Raw genomic sequence first — 14540 nt, forward strand, 5'->3', positions numbered from 1 at the left:
GGAAGGCCCGCGGGACGCGATCCCGCGGGCCTTCCCTCGTCCTCTCCCGGCGCTCAGCCGGCCGCGGTGAAGCGGAGGAGGATCGTCCGCGCCTCCGGCCGCAGCTGGAAGTCGGGCCACACGTCCGGACCGCACGCACGGGAGCCCAGGCCGTGCTGGGCGGCGTCGATCACGAGGACCGCGCGGTCCGACGCCGGCAGCTCGTGCGGGTGCGCGGCTGCCGTGATCTCCTGCGGCGTGTGCCTCGCCAGGGTGAAGCCGGGGAGGCGCCCGTGCAGGTCGCGCGCGGCTTCGATGCGGAGCCGGGGCGAGCCCGCCTCCGTCAGCGTCAGCGCGCGCACGCTGCTGCGGTGACCGCTCTCCTGCGGGCGGGCGTACGGAGTCGTCAGCCGGTCCATGTCCGCCGTGAAGCGCCCCACCCGCGCGGCCCGGAGGCTGTCGGGGTAGGACTCGAGCGGGCCGGTGCCGAACCACTCCGCGCCGTCGATCGACGCGGGCAGGTCGATCCGGATGCCCAGCCGCGGCCAGACGGAGTCCCAGCCCCGGGTCGGCACGAGGTCGACGCGGAGGACCGCGCTCTCCCCGTCGACGCTCCAGCGCTCCTCCATCAGGAGTCCCGCATCGAGATCCGCGGCCGAGAAGCGGGTCACGCGGCGGAGCCCGGCGGAGGCGTCCACCTCCTGCACGCGGCCGACCAGGCGGTCGAGTCCGGCCTCGCGCCAGCGGGCGGCGGAGGAGGGGGCAGGGGTCCCGCGGCCGTCGCCGTCGTACGGGTCGCCGGAGACGTAGCCGGGGAAGCCCGCGCCCTCGTCGTTGTCGGTCGGGGCGCGCCAGAGCTCGGCGCGCGGTCCGTCGACGGGCAGGCCGGCGAGGGAGGCGAGCCGGCCGTCGCGGAACCGCGCGACTCCGAGCGCGCCGCCCTCGAGGGGCGGAGCGGCGCGGACGGCGCGGGTCCACGCGGGCACCGCCGACGGCGCGGCGAGGAGGTGCTGACCGGTGGAGAGCACGTGGCCCTCCTCCGCCCAGGCGGTCGGGGCGTCGAGGACCGCGTCGACGGTGAGCCAGGTCTCGCCGCCGGGGCGCACCTCGAGCGGGGGGAGCTCCACGTGCACGGCGTCGCCGGCCGCGACCACCGGGGCGTCGAGCACTCCCTCTGCGGTGACCCGCCCGTCCCGCTCGACCCGCCACGCGAAGCGCAGATCGGCGGTGGAGGCGTCGTGCCGGCGGTTCTCGATGACGACACCGTCGCCGCGGACCGTGAGGCGCACCGGAGCGACGATCTGCTTCCACTCGAACAGGCCCGGGCTGGGCGTGCCGTCTGAGAGCACCATGCCGTCCATCACGAAGTTGCCGTCGTGCACCACCTCGCCGAAGTCGCCGCCGTACGCGTAGTACTCGACGCCCTCCGGCGTGCGCGCCCGCAGGCCGTGGTCGCGCCACTCCCAGACGAAGCCGCCGTGCAGCCGCGGGAAGCGGTCGACGAGGTCCTCGTACTGGTCGATCGCTCCCGGGCCGTTGCCCATCGCGTGCACGTACTCGCAGAGCAGGAAGGGCTTGGATCGCTGCCGAGCGGACTCGCCGGGGGAGCAGCCGAGCAGCGGAGTGAGCGAGCCGTCGGTGCCGATCCGCTCGGTCTCGGGGATCGAGGAGTACATCCGCGAGTACACGTCGGTGTACCCGCCGGTGTAGTCGCCCTCGTAGTGGACGGGGCGCTCCGGGTCGCGCCCGTGCACCCAGGCGGACATCGCGGCGAGGTTCGCGCCGGTGCCCGCCTCGTTGCCGAGGGACCAGAGCACGATGCTCGGGTGGTTCTTGTCGCGCTCGACGGTCCGCTCGATGCGGTCGAGGTACGCCTCGCGCCAGGCGGGGTCGTCGCTGGGGTTGCCCGCCCAGCCGACCCGCTCGAAGCCGTGGGTCTCGAGATCGCACTCGAGGACCACCCAGAAGCCGAGCTCGTCGGCGAGGTCGAGCAGACGGGGATGCGGCGGGTAGTGGCTGGTGCGGATGGCGTTCACGTTGAAGCGCTTCATCATCGCGAGGTCCTCGCGGGCGGAGTCCTCGTCGAACGCTCGACCGCGGTCGGGGTGCGTCTCGTGGCGGTTGACGCCGTGGAAGACGACGCGCTCGCCGTTGACCAGGAAGCGGTCGCCGCGGATCTCGACCGTGCGGAAGCCGAGCCGCAGCGAGACCGTCTCACCGGCGGAGGCGAGCGTCGCGTCGTAGAGGCGCGGAGCCTCCGCCGACCACGGCTCGACCTCGGGGACCTCGATCGCGGCGATCTCCTCCGCCGAGGCCCAGACCGTCTCGATCCCGAGCCCGGGCACGCGCAGCGTCAGCGGGAACGCGTCGGCCGCGGCGGTCACCTCCGCCTCGATGCGGCCCGCGCCGCCGGCGAAGGAGGAGCGCAGCCACACGTCCTCGATCCCGCCGACGGGGCGCGCGAGCAGGTGCACCGAGCGGAAGATCCCCGGCAGCCACCACTGGTCCTGGTCCTCCACGTAGCTCGAGGCCGACCACTGGTGCACGCGGACCACGACGAGGTTCTCGCCCGGGCGGACGACGCCGGTGACGTCGAACTCCTGCGCGAGCCGGCTGCCGGAGCCGATGCCGATCTCGACGCCGTTGACCCAGACGCGGTACCGCGACTCGACCCCGTCGAAGCGCAGGACGACCGCCTCGGCGGAGTCCCACTCCTCCGGGACCACGACGGTGCGGCGGTAGTCGCCCGTCGGGTTCGCGTCCGGAACGAACGGCGGCTCGGTCGGGAACGGGAACTGCACGTTCGTGTAGGCCGGCAATCCGTAGCGCCCGTCGCCCTGCAGCACCCAGTGCGAGGGCACCGGCATCAGATCCCAGCCGGAGTCGTCGAACGACTCGTCCCCGACGGCGTCCACGCCCTCGCCCTCCGGCAGCACGCCGGCGCCGCCCGGGGTCCCCGGAGCGGCGGGGAGCAGGCGGAAGCGCCACTCCCCGTCCAGCGGGAGCGCCGGGGCGTCGGTGTGCAGCCACGAGCGGGGGGCCCGGCGGCGGCCGGAGCCCGGTCCGGTGTCCGTCAGGTAGTGGGAGGTCGTCGGGGGAGTCGTCACTTCACGGAGCCTTCCGTCAGGCCGCCGCGCCAGAAGCGCTGCAGCACGATCATGGCGATGGCGAGCGGGATGATCGACAGCAGGACGCCGCCGGTCGTCAGCTCGTAGAACTCGGGCAGGCGGTCGACCTGTCCGAGCCAGTTGTTCAGTCCCAGTGTGATCGGGAACAGGTTCGTGTCCGAGAGCATCACCAGGGGCAGGAAGTAGTTGTTCCAGATCCCGACCAGCTGGAAGAGGAACACGGTGACCAGCGCAGGAGTCAGGATGCGCAGCCCGAGCGTGTGGAAGATCCGCAGCTCCCCGGCGCCGTCGATGCGCGCCGCCTCGATGATCGCGGTGTCCACCGTCGCCTGAGCGTAGATCCGGCAGAGGAACAGCCCGAACGGCGAGACGAGCGAGGGGATCAGCACGCTCCAGTAGGTGTTCGCGATGCCCATCTGGCTGAAGAGCAGGAACAGCGGCAGAGCGGTCGCGGTGCCCGGCACCAGGACGCCCGCGAGGATCGTCCCGAACACGAGCCTGCTGCCGCGGAACTCGTACTTGGCCAGCGCGTAGCCGCCCGCCGCGGCGAGGTAGGTCGCGAGCAGGGCGCCCACTCCGGCGTAGAGGACGGAGTTGAGGAACCAGCGGACGAAGATGCCGTCGCCGTAGGTCAGCACCTGCGTCAGGTTGTCCCAGAGCGCGAACGTCGGGGCGAACCAGAAGCCGTAGGTGGCGAAGAGGTCCTCGGTCGTCTTGGTCGCCGCGACGACGACCCAGTAGACGGGGATGAGGAAGTAGACCGCCACGACGACGAGGATCGCGGTGACGATGATGGTCGAGGCGCGGTTGCGGCCGGCCGAGCGGTCGGGCCCGCGTCCGGCCTTCACGGGGCGGTCGGCGGTGACGACTCCGGTGGTCGTGGTCGGCGGGGTCTCGGTGCGGCTCATGACGACCTCCTGTTCGAGATCGAGAGGAACGTGAAGGAGAGCAGGAACGCGACCAGCGCGATCAGGACGGCCTGGGCGGCGGCGACGTTGTAGTCGTTGTAGGCGAAGGCCGTGGTGTACGCGCTGAGGTTCGGCGTGTACTGGCTGTCGATCGCCGGAGCGACCGTCTTCAGCACCTGCGCCTCGGCGAACAGCTGGAGCGTTCCGATGATCGAGAAGATCGTCGTCAGCACCAGCGCGGGGCGGATGAGCGGCAGCTGGATGCTGCGGGCGACGCGCCAGGTGGAGGCGCCGTCGACCTTCGCCGCCTCGTAGAGCTCGACCGGGATCGCCTTGAGCTGGGCGACGATGATCAGCATGTTGTAGCCGGTGTAGCTCCAGAGCGAGATGTTCGCGATCGACCAGAGCACCGTGTCCGCACCGAGGAAGTCGGGCTGGAGCCCGACCACGTTCGCCGCGTCGATGAGCGGGCTGAGGCCGGGCACGTAGAGGAACGACCACAGGATCGTCGCGATCACTCCGGGCACTCCGTAGGGGAGGAAGTAGGCCGCCCGGAAGAAGCCGGGGAACTTCGCCGACGCCGACTCGAGCATCAGCGCGAGGACGGTGCAGAGGGCGATCATCACCGGCACCTGGACGATGCCGAAGAGGAACATCCGCCCGATGGAGGCGATGAAGTTGCCGTCGGCGAGGGCCTGCGCGTAGTTGTCGAAGCCCGCGAACCCGCTGGTGACCCCGGCCTCGCCGAAGAGGCCGGAGCGCGTCACCTTCGTGAAGCTGGAGCCGACGGCGACGACGATCGGGACGATGAACGTGAGGACGAACAGGGCCAGGAAGGGTCCGAGGAGGATCCACGGGGCGCGGGCGACCGCGCGGCTGCGCCGGGGCGCGCCCGGCGTCCGCGTGGTGGCCGCGACCGCGGCGGCGGCGGGGGAGGTCGTGGTGGTCATGCGGAGGCCCTCCTGATGCTCAGGCCCTTGTTCTCGAAGACCGTGATGATCTGCTGCTCCGCCTCGGCGACCGCGTCCACGAGCGAGAGCCCGGACGCCTTCTTCCGGAAGCCGTCGCTGAGGATGTTGAAGGACTGCTGCGTGACGGGCCACCAGGACCAGTCCGGGTTCTGCTCCTTCGATGCGGGCACGAGGACGTCCTCGTTGTAGTTCTGCCCGCTGAAGAAGTCGCTCGGACCCTTGCGGGCCGTGCCGATCTCGCCGACCGCGGGAGACCAGCCGATGCCGCTGTTGGCGATCATCGCGTCGATGCCCTCCTGCGTGGTGGTCATCCAGACGGCGAACTCGATCGCCTCCTCCGGGTGCTTGCTGCTCGAGAACACCGCCGCGGTCGATCCGCCGAGGAAGCTCGAGCCGAAGCCGGTGTCGCCCCAGACGGGCATGGGAGCCGCGCGCCACTTGCCCGCGCCTCCGCTGACCCCCTCGATCAGGGCGTCGCCCCAGCTGCCGGTGGCGCAGGAGGCGATGCCGCCCTTCGCCGCGGCCGCGAACCACGCGGGGGAGTAGGCGCCGTAGCCGGTCTGCACCAGGTCCTGGTCGATGGCCGTGTCGAAGAAGGAGGCGACGCGCGTCGTGGCGTCGTCGGTCATGTCGATGACCCAGCCGTCCTCCTCCGGGCGCAGCCACTGCGCGCCGGCCTGCGTCGCGAACGCGGCGAAGACCGAGGCGTCGGCGAGCGGGAAGCAGTCGATGTAGGAGCCGGCTCCGCGCAGCTCCGTCGCCACCGCAGCCCAGTCGTCCCAGGTCGTCGGCGGCTCCGCACCCACCTTCCCGAACACCTCGGGCTGGTAGAAGAGCGCCATCGGGCCGCTGTCCTGAGGGATGCCGTAGACGCCGCCGGTGTAGCTGACCTGGCCCCAGAGCGTGGGGTCGTACAGGTCGCGGTACTGCTCGACGCCGTACCGGGTGAGGTCGACCAGGCCGTTGACGAGCATGAACTCGGGGACGGAGCGGATCTCGACCTGGCCGAGGTCCGGCCCGCCGCCCGCGGCGAGGGCCGAGTAGAGCTTCTGGTACCCGCCCGCGTTGCCGCCGGGGATCCAGACGGCCTCGACCTGGATCTCGGGGTGCGAGGCGTTCCAGACGTCGCAGACCTTCTGCAGGTCCTTCAGCCAGCCCCAGTACTGCAGGCGGACCGGGCCGGTGGCCGGGGCGATCGTCGGCGCCGTGTTGACCGAGACGGTGCCCGGTGTCGCGCAGGCCGTCAGGCTCCCGAGTGCCGCGGTGCCGAGACCGGCGGCGATGAGCTGTCTCCGGGTGAACGGATGCATCTTCCCTCACTTCGTCGTGGTGGAGAGCCGGGGAGTCTCACCCGGCGATGATCGGGACGCTACCACGAATTCGAGTAGGTACTCGAAATTGGCGGCACTGCTCCTCCGCCGCCGCTACGCTGGCCGTTCGAGGGGCACGGCGAGGCGCCTCCAGTGCAGAGGAGGGGTCGATGGCGGAGGCGACGAGGCGACGCGGCCCGTACGCGAAGTCGGCCGAGCGCCGCCGCGCCATCATCGAGGCCGCGCACCAGGTCTTCGCCGCACGGGGCTACGCCCGCGGCTCCCTCCAGGAGGTCGCCGACCGCGTCGGGCTCAGCCAGACGAGCCTCCTGCACTACTTCCCGTCGAAGACCGACCTGCTCTTCGCGGTCCTCGAGCACCGCGACCTGATCACGGGCGACGGTTCCTCGCCGCCGGACCCGGAGGAGGGGCTGGTCGCCGGCATCCTGCGGCAGACCCGCTACAACGAGACGGCGCCCGGAGTGATCGAGCTGTACGCCGTGCTCTGCGGCGAGTCGACGACGCAGGAGCACCCGGGGCGCGACTTCTTCGCCGCGCGGTTCCGCCGCCTCCGCAGCGAGTACACGGCCGAGCTGCGCGAGCTCCAGGCCGCCGGGCGCCTGCGCGAGGGGTCCGATCCGGAGCGGGTGGCGGCGTCGATCATCGCGCTCTGGGACGGCGTGCAGCTGCAGTGGCTGCTCGAGCGCGACGCGGTGGACATGGTGGCCTGCCTGGCCGACTACCTCGACCTCGTGGTGCTGCCGGCTCCTTAGCCGCTGGCGCGAGGGAACCCCGGCCCGTCGAGGGGACCCGCCGTCCGCGGCGGTCTCGACGGTCCGGGGTTCCCGCGACCGTGGTGCGCGCCTAGGGCAGCAGGCGGGTCGGGCCGCGGAACAGGTAGGTGACCTCGCGGAGGTTCGCCTGGTTCAGCATCAGCATGATCACGCGCGAGAGGCCCATGCCGAAGCCGCCGTGCGGCGGGACGCCGTAGCGGAAGAAGTCGAGGTAGAACTCGAGCTCCTCCGGGTCCAGGCCCTTCTCGCGGGCCTGCTCGACGAGGACGTCGACGCGGTGCTCGCGCTGGGCTCCGGTCGAGATCTCGACGCCGTTGTAGATGAGGTCGTAGCTGTTGGTGATCGTCCCGTCGCCCTCGCGGCGCATGTGGTAGAACGGCCGGATGCTCGACGCGTAATCGGTGAGGAACACGAAGTCGTGCCCGAACTCCTCCTGCACGTAGGCCGCGATGCGGCGCTCGCCCTCGGGGTCCATGTCGTCGTCGGCGCGGGGCACCTCGTAGCCGCGCTCGGCGACGATGCGCTTGGCCTCGGCGAGCGGGATGCGCGGGAACGGCGTGGTCGGGACGGTCAGGTCGATGTCGAAGAGCGCCTTGACCTCGGCGCCGTGCTTCTCGACGACGGCGGTGAGGCCGGCGACCATCAGCTGCTCGTGCAGCTCCATGACGTCCTCGTGCGAGTCGATCCAGGAGACCTCGGCGTCGACGCTCGTGAACTCGGTCGCGTGACGCGAGGTGAAGCTCGGGTCGGCGCGGAAGGCGGGGCCGACCTCGAAGACCTTGCCGAAGCCGGCGGGCTGCGCCATCTGCTTGAAGAACTGGGGGCTCTGCGCCAGGTAGGCCTTCGTCTCGAAGTACTCGACCTCGAAGAGCTCGGCCCGCGACTCCGAGGCGCTCGCCATGAGCTTCGGGGTGTGGATCTCGATGAAGTCGTGCTCGATCCAGTACGTGCGCAGCGCGTGCTCGAACGTGGTCTGCACACGGGCGATGAGGTTCTGCTCGGGACGGCGCAGGTCGAGGAAGCGCCAGTCCATGCGCTTGTCGATGCCGGAGTCGGGCGCGATCGGCGCCTCCGGGATCGACGCGGCGACGACCTCGAGCGTCTCGAGCTTGACCTCGATGCCGCCGAGCTTCACGCGCTCGTCGTGCTTGAGCGCGCCGGTGACGGTGATGAAGGAGCCCTGGGCGAGGCCGGAGATCTCCTCGGTGATCGCGAGGCGCGCAGCCGACGCGTCGTCGCCCTCGACGGCCTCGCGCACGGCCGGGTTCACCAGCTGCACGGCACCCGACTCGTCGCGCAGGACGACGAACTGCACCTTCTTCTGGTCGCGCACGGTCTCGACCCAGCCGGACACGCGGACGGGTCCGTCCTCGAGCGCGGCGAGCTTCTTGACAGTGGTTCGGGGGAGGCGGGTCTCGTCGGTCACGGTAGGGGAGTCTACTCGGGGGCCGCCGGGCGGCGACGGGTAGCGTCGGAGCATGAGCACCGCACTGATCACCGGCGCGTCCTCCGGCATCGGCCTCGCGTTCGCCCGGGCGTTCGCGCGCCGCGGCTGGAGCCTCGTCCTCGTCGCCCGCAGCGAGCAGCGCCTCCAGGAGGCGGCGGCCGGACTGCGCGGCCTCGGCGCCGCGGCGGTCGAGGTCCTGCCCGCCGACCTCGGCGACCGCGAGCAGGTCGAGCAGGTGCGAGCGCGGCTCGTCGATCCTGCCCGGCCCGTCCGCGTCCTCGTCAACAACGCCGGCTTCGGGATCGACGGGACCTTCGCCGAGCCGGACGTCGCCGCTCAGGACCACGCCTTCGAGGTGATGGTGCGCTCGGTCGCCGTGCTCTCGGGTGCGGCGGCCGAGGCGATGACCGCCCGCGGTCGCGGCGCGATCCTCACGGTGTCGAGCGTCGCGGGCTTCGTGCACCTCGGCCCCTACTCCGCGGTGAAGGCGTGGGCGACCGCCTTCGCGCAGTCGCTGGCCGTCGAGCTGCGCGGCACGGGCGTCCGCTCGGCCGCGCTCTGCCCGGGCTGGGTGCGCACCGAGTTCCACGAGCGGGCGGCGATGGACACCTCCTCCATCCCCTCCTTCCTCTGGCTCGACGCGGACGCGGTGGTGGAGGAGTTCCTCCGCGACGTCGCGCGCGGCTCCGTCGTCTCGGTGCCGTCGCTGCGCTTCGGGGTCCCGATGGCCGTGGTGCGGCACCTGCCCGGACCGCTCGTGCGGCGGCTGTCGGCGGCGGTCTCGGCGCGCCGCTGAGGCTCCGCTCAGGTCCGGCTCAGGCGACCCTTTCCCGGCGTTCCCCCACGCCGCGTTCCGTACACTTGTCGCTCGTGGTTGCCGATCAGATCCATCTCGTGCGGCACGGCGAGGTGTTCAACCCCGACCGGGTCCTCTACGGACGACTCCCGAACTTCCGGCTCTCGGATCTGGGCCACCGCATGGCCCGCTCCGCCGCCGACGACCTGCTCGAGCGCCGGCGCCACGTCACGGCGCTGATCGCGTCGCCGCTCCAGCGCACGCAGGAGTCCGCGCAGCCGATCTCGCAGGCGTTCGAGCTCGAGATCCGCACCGATGAGCGGGTGATCGAGCCGAGCAACCGCTTCGAGGGGAAGTCCCTCGCCGCGCGCAGCTCCGCCTTGCGGAACCCCAAGCACTGGCCGTGGCTCCGCAACCCCTTCGAGCCCAGCTGGGGCGAGCCGTACCTCTCCATCTCGGCGCGGATGTACGCGGCGATCGAGTCGGCGTGGGAGAGCACGGAGGAGGGCGACGCCGCGATCGTCAGCCACCAGCTCCCCATCTGGACGGTCCACCGCGCCCTCGCCGGCGAGCGCCTCTTCCACGATCCGCGCAAGCGCCGCTGCGCCCTCTCGAGCATCACGACCCTCGAGCGCCGCGGCGACGGCTTCGTCGAGGTCGGCTACTCCGACCCGGCCGCCGGCCTGCAGGGCCTGGCCACCGACGTGGGAGCGGTCTGATGCGCCGGACGGGGCGGCTCCGCGCCGGGGGTGTCCTCGCGCTGGCCGCCGCGCTCGCGCTGACGGGCTGCTCCGAGGATCCGCTCGCCGACCAGTACCGCAACGGCAGCAACAAGGGCTACATCTCGGGGGACGGCACCGTCACCGAGATCGCCGCCGCCGACCGGGACGACCCCATCGTCTTCTCCGGCACCGACGAGACCGGCGCCACCATCGACTCCGCCGACCTCGCCGGGCAGGTCGTCGTCGTCAACTTCTGGTACGCCAGCTGCGCCCCGTGCCGCGCCGAGGCCGCGGATCTCGAGACGGTGAACACGGAGTTCGCCGACAAGGGCGTGTCGTTCGTCGGCGTCAACGTGCGCGACCAGGCCCCCACCGCGGCCGCCTTCGCCGAGACCTTCGGGCTCGGCTACCCCTCCATCGTCGACACCGACTCGTCGGTGCAGCTCGCCTTCACCGGCACCGTTCCGCCGAACGCCGTGCCCACGACGCTCGTCCTCGACAGGGAGGGGCGCGTCGCGTCGCGCATCCTCGGCCAGCTCCAGGAGGCGTCGATCCTCTCGACCCTCGTGGGCGACACGCTCGACGAGGGGCAGTAGCGGCGTGGGCGACATCGTCGTCAGCGGTCAGCTCCTGCTGGCCGTGCCGATCGCGCTCCTGGCCGGGCTCGTGTCCTTCGCGTCGCCCTGCGTGCTCCCGCTGGTGCCCGGCTACCTCGCCTACGTCGGCGGATTCACCGACGCCGACGAGCGTGCGGCCCGCGGACGCCGCCGGGTCGTGCTGGGCGTCCTCCTCTTCGTGCTCGGATTCTCGCTGGTGTTCGTCCTCTACGGTGCGGCGGCGGGCACGGTCGGCTTCTGGCTGCGCCAGTACACCGACCTGATCACCCGCGTCCTCGGGCTCGTCGTGATCGCGATGGGGCTCGTCTTCATCGGCCAGTTCTCGTTCCTCCAGCGCACGCTCCGGCCCGGGATCCGTCCCGCCACCGGGCTGATCGGAGCGCCGCTGCTCGGCATCGTCTTCGGCGTCGGCTGGACGCCCTGCCTCGGCCCGACGCTGAGCTCGATCCTCGCCCTCAGCTACGGCGTGGGCTCGCCCTGGCGCGGCGCCCTCCTCGCCCTGGTCTACTGCCTCGGCCTCGGCATCCCCTTCCTCCTCGTCGCCTTCGGCTTCAGCTGGGTGACCAGCACGCTCGCCTTCGTGAAGCGCCACATCCGCGTGGTCAACATCCTCGGCGGCGCCGCCCTCGTCCTGATCGGAGTCCTGATGGTCACGGGCATCTGGAACACCCTCGTCTACGGATCCCTCTCGGCGGTGATCGATGGCTTCCAGCCGGCGATCTGAGCCCGAGGAGAGCACGCGCCGCCCCGACGAGGCCGCGCAGCGGAGGACGGACGCCTCCTTCCGCCCCGCCGACCACTACGACTCCGACGGCACCGTCACGCAGCCGGCGCTCGGGTTCACCGGCTGGCTCCGCTGGATGTGGCGCCAGCTCACCAGCATGCGCACGGCGCTGTTCCTGCTGCTGCTGCTGGCGATCGCGGCGGTCCCCGGATCGCTCGTGCCGCAGCGCTCCTCCGACCCCAACGGCGTGACCCAGTACTTCGTCGACAACCCCGACCTCGCGCCCCTGCTCGACAAGGTGCAGGCGTTCGACACCTACACCTCCGCCTGGTTCTCGAGCATCTACCTGCTGCTGTTCATCTCCCTGATCGGCTGCATCGTCCCGCGCACGCGTCACCACTTCCAGGCGATGCGATCGCGGCCGCCGCGCACCCCGGCACGCCTGCAGCGCCTCGCCGGCTACACCGTCCGGGAGGTCGAGGGCGCGACGGAGGAGGAGGCCGTCGCCTCCGCCCACTCCGTCCTGCGCCGGGCGGGCTACCGTGTCGAGCGCTACGACGACCCGCGCGGCCGCTGGTCGAGCGTCTCGGCCGAGCGCGGCTACCTCCGCGAGACCGGCAACCTGGTCTTCCACTCCGCCCTGGTCGGCATCCTCGTCGCCGTCGGAGTGGGCGGCGGATTCGGCTACAGCGGGCAGCGCGTGCTGGTCGAGGGCTCCCAGGGGTTCGCGAACAACCTCGCGGCCTACGACTCCTTCAACCCCGGCCGCTTCTTCGACAGCAGCCAGCTCGACCCGTACCAGCTGACCCTCGACAGCCTCGACGTGAAGTACGAGGAGCAGAACCAGTCGGCGCTCGGCCAGCCCGTCGACTTCACCGCGAACGTCACGACCTCCGAGCGCGGCGGGGGCACCGAGGACCGCACGATCAAGGTCAACGACCCGCTCGCGATCGGCGGCACGAACGTCTACCTCCTCGGCAACGGCTACGCCCCGACGATCACGGTCCGCGACCCCTCGGGCCGGGCGATCTTCACCGACTCGGTGCCGTTCCTCCCGCAGGACGCGAACCTGACCTCCGTCGGCGTCGTGAAGGTGCCGGACGGGCTCTCCGAGCAGCTGGGCCTCACCGGCTTCTTCTACCCGACGCAGGACACGCTGGCCTCCGGGGCGTCGACCTCGATCTTCCCCGACCTGCAGTACCCCGTGCTCTCGCTGAACGTCTTCGCGGGCGACCTCGGCCTCGACGGGGGAGTGCCCACATCCGTCTACGTGCTCAACACCGACTCGCTGACCCGGCTCACCGGCGGCACCACCGGCGTCGCGCCGATCACCCTCAAGCCCGGCGACACGGCCGAGCTCCCGAACGGGCTCGGCAGCGTGACCTTCGACAACACGGGCGCCGACCCCACGCGGATCGGCACCGACAGCGTCAAGCGCTTCGCCTCGTTCGACATCCACCACGACGCGACCCAGGGCTGGGTGCTGCTCTTCGCGATCCTCGTGCTCGCCGGACTCCTCACCTCGCTGTTCGTCCCGCGGCGCCGCGTGTGGGTGAAGGCGACCGCTCAGGACGACGGCGGCCTGCTCCTCGAGTACGCGGGACTCGCCCGCGGCGAGGACCCGCAGCTGGTGCGCGCCGTTCGGACGATCGCCGACCGGCACGCCCCGCTCGACTGACCCGCCTCCCGGACGCCCCGGAGACCCCTCCACAGGCGCCGCCCGGCTGGGCAGGGGCCGAGTCTGTGCAAGCGCGAAGGGGCGGGCGGGGCGGCGAGCGATTACCCTGAGGAGGTGATCGCGACCCTCTCGCAGTACTCGGTACTGTGCCTCTCCTCCGCCATGGGCATCTACGCCATGGCGTTCGTCTTCTTCGCGATCGACCTCGCCCGCCGCGCCTCCCTGGCCGACGGCGAGTCGATCGAGGTCGTGCAGGAGGCGGAGCGCGTCGCCTCCGCGGCCGCCGCCGACCGCGCGGCCAGCGGCAAGGCCACCGTCGCCGCCGCAGGCTCCGGACGCACCGCGACTCTCTCCCGCATCGGCAGCCGCGTCGAGGACGAGGTCTACCGCGCCCCCGCCCGCTCGAAGACCATGCGCATCGGGTTCTCGCTCACGCTCCTCGGCTTCGTGCTCCACCTCGGCGCGACCGTCCTCCGCGGCGTCGCCGCCGGCCGCGTCCCCTGGGCGAACATGTACGAGTTCTCGATGACCGGGACGCTCATCATCATCGGCGTCTTCCTCGCCGTCCAGCTGCGCTGGGACCTCCGCTTCCTCGGAGCGTTCATCACCGGCCTCGTCCTGGTGCTCCTCGGCATCGCGACCGTCAACTACTACGTCGCCGTCGTCCCGCTCCCGCCGGCACTCCAGTCCTACTGGCTGGTCATCCACGTGCTCGTCGCGATCCTCGGCACCGCGTTCTTCGCCCTCGGCTTCGCGCTCTCGGTCACCCAGCTCCTCCAGGCCCGCCGCGAATCCTCCGGCGACAGCCCCCGCTCGGTCCTCCGCTTCCTGCGCACCCTGCCCAGCTCCCTCACCCTCGAGAACCTCGCCTACCGCGTCACGATCCTCGGCTTCATCCTCTGGACCTTCACGCTCATCGCCGGCGCCGTCTGGGCCGAGAAGGCCTGGGGCCGCTACTGGGGCTGGGACACCAAGGAGGTCTGGACCTTCATCATCTGGACCATCTACGCCGGCTACATCCACGCCCGCGCCACCCGCGGCTGGCGCGGCACCCCCTCCGCCTGGCTCGCCATCGTCGGCTTCGCCGCCGTCATGTTCAACTTCGGCGTCGTCAACGTGTTCTTCAAGGGACTCCATGCCTACTCCGGCCTCGACACCGGCATGTAATCGGGTCGGCGGGGCCTGGTGGGGCCCCTCGCGGCGTTGTCGGCGACGAACGTAGCGCCGCTACGCCCGACGCCTCCGCCTTGCGATCGACCCCACCAGGCCCCGCCGACCGCTTACCAGGACACGCTTTGAGGACGGCTCCGCTTCGCGGTCGCCGCGGGGGGCCTCCGCTTCGCGGTCGGGTCTGGCCGGGCTCCGCTTCGCGGTCGGGTCTGGCCGGGCTCCGCTTCGCGGTCGGGTCTGGCCGGGCTCCGCTTCGCGGTCGGGTCTGGCCGGGCTCCGCTTCGCGGTCGGGTCTG

The 14540-nt window shown here is 71.7% G+C and carries 12 protein-coding genes; 7 read left to right on the plus strand and 5 right to left on the minus strand.

Annotated elements, in window-relative coordinates; translation table 11 throughout:
- Window positions 1–53: 53 nt before the first annotated feature.
- The 4 genes from C5D66_RS03905 to C5D66_RS03920 are packed head-to-tail and all read right to left on the minus strand — an operon-like array spanning window position 54 to window position 6296.
- The gene (locus C5D66_RS03905; RefSeq protein ID WP_219814509.1) at window positions 54–3086 is read right to left on the minus strand and encodes a glycoside hydrolase family 2 TIM barrel-domain containing protein; all 3033 of its coding nucleotides are present in this window, start codon (window positions 3084–3086) and stop codon (window positions 54–56) included.
- Window positions 3083–4015: a carbohydrate ABC transporter permease gene (locus tag C5D66_RS03910; RefSeq protein ID WP_104225919.1), complete on the minus strand. Its 933-nt coding sequence runs from the start codon at window positions 4013–4015 to the stop codon at window positions 3083–3085. The genes C5D66_RS03905 and C5D66_RS03910 overlap by 4 nt, the downstream gene beginning before the upstream one ends.
- Window positions 4012–4965, minus strand: a complete 954-nt coding sequence (locus C5D66_RS03915; protein ID WP_104225918.1) for a carbohydrate ABC transporter permease — start codon at window positions 4963–4965, stop codon at window positions 4012–4014. The genes C5D66_RS03910 and C5D66_RS03915 overlap by 4 nt, the downstream gene beginning before the upstream one ends.
- Window positions 4962–6296 carry an ABC transporter substrate-binding protein gene (locus C5D66_RS03920; protein WP_104224859.1) on the minus strand — a complete coding sequence of 445 codons (1335 nt, stop codon included), beginning with the start codon at window positions 6294–6296 and terminating at the stop codon, window positions 4962–4964. The genes C5D66_RS03915 and C5D66_RS03920 overlap by 4 nt, the downstream gene beginning before the upstream one ends.
- Before the next feature lie 170 nt (window positions 6297–6466).
- On the opposite strand from C5D66_RS03920, the gene C5D66_RS03925 reads away from it, so the two are divergent.
- Window positions 6467–7069 carry a TetR/AcrR family transcriptional regulator gene (locus C5D66_RS03925; RefSeq protein WP_244230513.1) on the plus strand — a complete coding sequence of 201 codons (603 nt, stop codon included), beginning with the start codon at window positions 6467–6469 and terminating at the stop codon, window positions 7067–7069.
- Window positions 7070–7160: 91 nt separating this feature from the next.
- Here C5D66_RS03925 and aspS read toward each other — a convergent pair whose 3' ends face one another.
- The gene (gene aspS / locus C5D66_RS03930) at window positions 7161–8516 is read right to left on the minus strand and encodes an aspartate--tRNA(Asn) ligase (RefSeq protein WP_244229585.1); all 1356 of its coding nucleotides are present in this window, start codon (window positions 8514–8516) and stop codon (window positions 7161–7163) included.
- A gap of 52 nt (window positions 8517–8568) precedes the next feature.
- Here aspS and C5D66_RS03935 point away from each other — a divergent pair, with 52 nt between their 5' ends.
- The 6 genes from C5D66_RS03935 (at window position 8569) to ccsB (ending at window position 14241) form a co-directional block, all read left to right on the plus strand.
- Window positions 8569–9333 (plus strand): SDR family oxidoreductase, encoded by a 765-nt coding sequence (locus C5D66_RS03935; protein WP_104257158.1) that lies wholly within the window; start codon window positions 8569–8571, stop codon window positions 9331–9333.
- A 74-nt stretch (window positions 9334–9407) separates the two neighbouring features.
- Window positions 9408–10052 carry a histidine phosphatase family protein gene (locus C5D66_RS03940; protein WP_104224864.1) on the plus strand — a complete coding sequence of 215 codons (645 nt, stop codon included), beginning with the start codon at window positions 9408–9410 and terminating at the stop codon, window positions 10050–10052.
- Window positions 10052–10651, plus strand: coding sequence for a TlpA disulfide reductase family protein (locus tag C5D66_RS03945; RefSeq protein WP_104326791.1), 600 nt, complete (start codon window positions 10052–10054; stop codon window positions 10649–10651). Before C5D66_RS03940 ends, C5D66_RS03945 begins: the two co-directional genes overlap by 1 nt.
- 4 nt (window positions 10652–10655) lie before the next feature.
- A complete protein-coding gene (locus tag C5D66_RS03950) occupies window positions 10656–11396 on the plus strand; it encodes a cytochrome c biogenesis CcdA family protein (RefSeq protein WP_244230512.1) in 741 nt (246 codons plus the stop codon).
- Window positions 11374–13074 carry a cytochrome c biogenesis protein ResB gene (locus C5D66_RS03955; RefSeq protein ID WP_104282433.1) on the plus strand — a complete coding sequence of 567 codons (1701 nt, stop codon included), beginning with the start codon at window positions 11374–11376 and terminating at the stop codon, window positions 13072–13074. Before C5D66_RS03950 ends, C5D66_RS03955 begins: the two co-directional genes overlap by 23 nt.
- A 162-nt stretch (window positions 13075–13236) precedes the next feature.
- Window positions 13237–14241 carry a c-type cytochrome biogenesis protein CcsB gene (gene ccsB / locus C5D66_RS03960; protein WP_104224871.1) on the plus strand — a complete coding sequence of 335 codons (1005 nt, stop codon included), beginning with the start codon at window positions 13237–13239 and terminating at the stop codon, window positions 14239–14241.
- The last annotated feature ends 299 nt before the right edge of the window (window positions 14242–14540 follow it).

It is taken from the genome of Rathayibacter sp. AY1B4 (assembly GCF_002932815.1).
Lineage (GTDB): Bacteria > Actinomycetota > Actinomycetes > Actinomycetales > Microbacteriaceae > Rathayibacter.

Coding starts and splice junctions, on each gene's coding strand:
- C5D66_RS03910 (WP_104225919.1), bottom strand. CDS start 4,015: ATGAGCCGCACCGAGACCCCGCCGACCACGACCACCGGAGTCGTCACC.
- C5D66_RS03915 (WP_104225918.1), bottom strand. CDS start 4,965: ATGACCACCACGACCTCCCCCGCCGCCGCCGCGGTCGCGGCCACCACG.
- C5D66_RS03920 (WP_104224859.1), bottom strand. CDS start 6,296: ATGCATCCGTTCACCCGGAGACAGCTCATCGCCGCCGGTCTCGGCACC.
- C5D66_RS03925 (WP_244230513.1), top strand. CDS start 6,467: ATGGCGGAGGCGACGAGGCGACGCGGCCCGTACGCGAAGTCGGCCGAG.
- C5D66_RS03935 (WP_104257158.1), top strand. CDS start 8,569: ATGAGCACCGCACTGATCACCGGCGCGTCCTCCGGCATCGGCCTCGCG.
- C5D66_RS03945 (WP_104326791.1), top strand. CDS start 10,052: ATGCGCCGGACGGGGCGGCTCCGCGCCGGGGGTGTCCTCGCGCTGGCC.
- C5D66_RS03955 (WP_104282433.1), top strand. CDS start 11,374: ATGGCTTCCAGCCGGCGATCTGAGCCCGAGGAGAGCACGCGCCGCCCC.
- ccsB (WP_104224871.1), top strand. CDS start 13,237: ATGGGCATCTACGCCATGGCGTTCGTCTTCTTCGCGATCGACCTCGCC.